The following is a 3411-nucleotide window of genomic DNA, read 5'->3' on the forward strand; positions in this document are numbered from 1 at the left end:
GCTTCATCGGACAAAAACAGTAAAGAAGTAAATGAAAAATACACTACCAATTTCTACATAAAAGACATTCCAACAGATAGAATAGTGTTAGACAGTTTGGCAAAACAAAGAAATTTTGCCTATTATCAACTTGGAGTTATTTACAAAGAAAAATTTAAAGAATACCAACGCGCAGCAACCAAACTAGAAAAATTACTAGAAAATAATCCAGAAGAGCGATTGATTTTACCATCAATGTATAATTTATTTAAAATTTATGAAATTATAGATAAAGATAAAGCACTTGCAATGAAATCTAGAATAATTGCTCAATATCCAGATTCTCGTTATGCTCAAATTATTAGTAATCCAAACGCATCTAACGAAGTTGCTTCATCACCAGAAATAGCTTATGATTTACTTTATAAAGACTATGAAAACGGATTGTACAGAGAAGTTTTACCAAAAATAGAAACCGCTATTGGGCAATTTACAGGCGAAGAAATGTTGCCGAAATTTGAATTATTAAAAGCTAATCTTACTGGAAAATTAAAAGGATTAACAGAATTTAAAAAAGCATTAAATTATGTAGCTTTAACTTATCCAAATAGTGAAGAAGGAAAAGAAACAGAAGTTTTTATAGCAACTAAAATTCCATATTTAGAATCTTTAAATTTTAATTCGGAGTTTCCTGTTAGTTGGAAAATTTTATTTGCAGCAAATAATTTAGAAGATAAAAAATTCAAAGTTCTATTAGAAAAATTAACAAAGTTTACCAAAGAAAGAACAGTTGATAAACTTACAACATCTACAGATATTTATACTTTAGAGAAAAATTTTATAGTTATTCATAGCATAAAATCTAAAGATGACGCTATTGGAATTGCGCAAGTTTTAAAAGAATTTAAAGAATATAAAATTGCAGAACAATCGTTTGTAATATCTAGTGAAAATTATAAAGTAGTTCAAGTAAAAAAGAATTTTGATGAGTACGTTATTGGCGATTGGTTAAATAAAGAAATTATTCCTATTCCTAAAAATATTACTTTAACAGATACAAAAACCGAAGTTAAAAAAGTAGTTACAAAGCAAGATGTAAAAAATGCTATGAACGCAGCCAAAGTTGAGGTTAAACCAGCAGCTAATCAAGCTCAAAACCCACAACAACCTCAATTACAAAACCCAAATCAAAATAACAAAGCTGGAAACAGAGATCAAATGGATTCTAACGATCCACCAGCAGGAAGCATGATGCCACCAATGCCATCAATGCCAAGAAAAGAATAATATGTTTGATAAAAAACCAAAATCATACACCGATTTATTAGGAAAAACTAATAGAATTGTAGAAGGAACAACCATTCAGGGAACAATAATTTCTCCAGCAGATTTTCGTCTTGACGGACATTTAATTGGTAATTTTCAGTGTAAAGGAAAATTAGTAATTGGTCCAGCAGGAAGTGTAAAAGGAGATATTATTTGTAAAAATTGCGATATTGAAGGAAAATTTGAAGGAAAAATTCAAGTAACTGAAATTTTAAATTTAAAATCCAAAGCATCAGTAAATGGAGAAGTAATTTGTGGAAAATTATCTGTAGAACCTGGAGCTGAATTTAGCGCAACTTGTGTAATGAAACCCAACATAAAAAATCTTTTACCAAATGCTGGAGAACAATCAGAAGAAAAAACAGCGTAACAAGTGGTTGGCATTAATTAATATTCCTATTCAAATGGGCGTTGTAATTTTTGCATTTTCTTATTTAGGAAATTGGTTAGATAATAAATATCCTAATAAGCACAATATTTACGTAAAGATTTTAACACTACTTTCAATTGTAATTGCTTTTTACAATTTAAACAGACAGTTAAAAGAAATCAATAAAATGGACGAATAAGTACATGAAAAAAGAATTATTTCAATCTGTTTTATTACTGTTTTTATTAGCTTCTTCTGCATTTTTAATTCATAAATTAGCATTCTATTTTTTAAATTATCAAACTATTGAAAACCAATTTCAATATTCAATTTTTACCCTATATAGTTTTTTTATAATTTGTTCGCTTATAATTATTGTTCTTTTATTTTTTATAAAAAGAAAAGAAATTAATAACGTTGGCAATTCTTTTATGTTACTAACGATTTTAAAAATGCCTTTTGCCTATTTTTTATTACATTCTATATTAAATTCTTCTAGCAAATACGCTTCATTTGAAAAAATCAATTTTTTTATCATTTTTCTTTTATTTTTAGCAATAGAAACTATAGTTAGCATAAGAATCTTAAACAATAAGCAATAAAAAGCTATAAAATTGATAATTACGTCAAAAAAAGTATTTTAAATATTTTTGAATAGTAATAAAAAATGTACCTTTGCACCAAATTTCAGAAGTAAAATTTAAGATAATTTACAGTTATGGTGTTTTCGAAAAAATCGATTCATTTTATTATAGTCACTTTAGTAGCAATTCTTCCTTTTGTTGGAACTGCAAATGCTAATGATACATTACCAGTAAAAAAAGAAATTACTGCTGTTGGCGAAGCACATGCTACTTCTGAAACTTCTCACGAAGCACACGATGAGCCAAAAGATTTAAAAACTAAAATTAACGAATACATAAACCATCACGTTCTTGATGCGCACGAGTTTTCATTGTTCGAAGACGAAGTTACAGGTAAACATTATGGTTTTCCGTTACCAATAATTCTTTGGGATAATGGAATACACTTTTTTTCATATTCTAAGTTTGATCATGGTCATGCAGTTGCAGAATCTAAAGGTAACTTTTACAAATTAGGTCACGACGAAAAAATATATAAAACAGATAATTTAGGAACTTTAACTGGAGACGAACATCATCCAACCAATGTTAAACCTTTAGATTTTTCTATTACAAAAGCAGTTTTTGCAATGATGATTGTTGCTTTAATAATGTTTTTATTGTTTTCTGGTTTAGCCAAATCATTTAAAAAGAATGGCGGAATAGCATCTGGCGCAGGAAGATTTTTTGAACCAATTGTTCTTTACATTCGTGATGATATTGCAATTCCAAACATTGGGGAAAAACATTATAAAAAATACATGAGTTTCTTGTTAACTGTGTTTTTCTTTATTTGGTTTTTAAATATTTTTGGGTTAACACCACTTGGAATTAACGCAACAGGAAATATTACTGTAACAGCTTGTTTGGCAATTATTGTATTTTTAATTACAAACTTAACTGCTAATAGAAATTATTGGGGACACATTTTCTGGATGCCAGGAGTTCCAACACTAATGAAATTTATTTTAGCACCAATTGAATTATTAGGAGTACTTATTAAACCATTTTCATTAATGATACGTTTGTATGCAAATATTTTTGCAGGACACATTGTACTTATGAGTTTAATTGCACTAATGTTTATATTTAAAAGTTGGTTAGGAAGCAGTT

Annotated in this window: 4 protein-coding genes; all 4 read left to right on the forward strand. The window is 28.0% G+C overall.

Translation table 11 applies throughout. The features are described 5' to 3' along the window. Positions 1-1266, forward strand: a 1266-nt coding sequence (locus ACH2BC_RS05155) for a tol-pal system YbgF family protein (RefSeq protein ID WP_395052917.1), incomplete at its 5' end; no start/stop codon positions are given. A gap of 1 nt (position 1267) precedes the next feature. Continuing rightward, positions 1268-1675 (forward strand): polymer-forming cytoskeletal protein, encoded by a 408-nt coding sequence (locus ACH2BC_RS05160; protein ID WP_395052918.1) that lies wholly within the window; start codon positions 1268-1270, stop codon positions 1673-1675. A 7-nt stretch (positions 1676-1682) separates the two neighbouring features. Beyond that, on the forward strand, positions 1683-1874 hold the full coding sequence (locus ACH2BC_RS05165; protein ID WP_395052919.1) for an AtpZ/AtpI family protein: 192 nt from the start codon (positions 1683-1685) through the stop codon (positions 1872-1874). Positions 1875-2393: 519 nt separating this feature from the next. Continuing rightward, on the forward strand, positions 2394-3411 hold a 1018-nt coding region (locus tag ACH2BC_RS05170; protein ID WP_395052920.1), incomplete at its 3' end, for a F0F1 ATP synthase subunit A.

Source organism: Flavobacterium sp., from assembly GCF_043760115.1.
In the GTDB taxonomy this organism is placed as follows: Bacteria; Bacteroidota; Bacteroidia; order Flavobacteriales; family Flavobacteriaceae; genus Flavobacterium.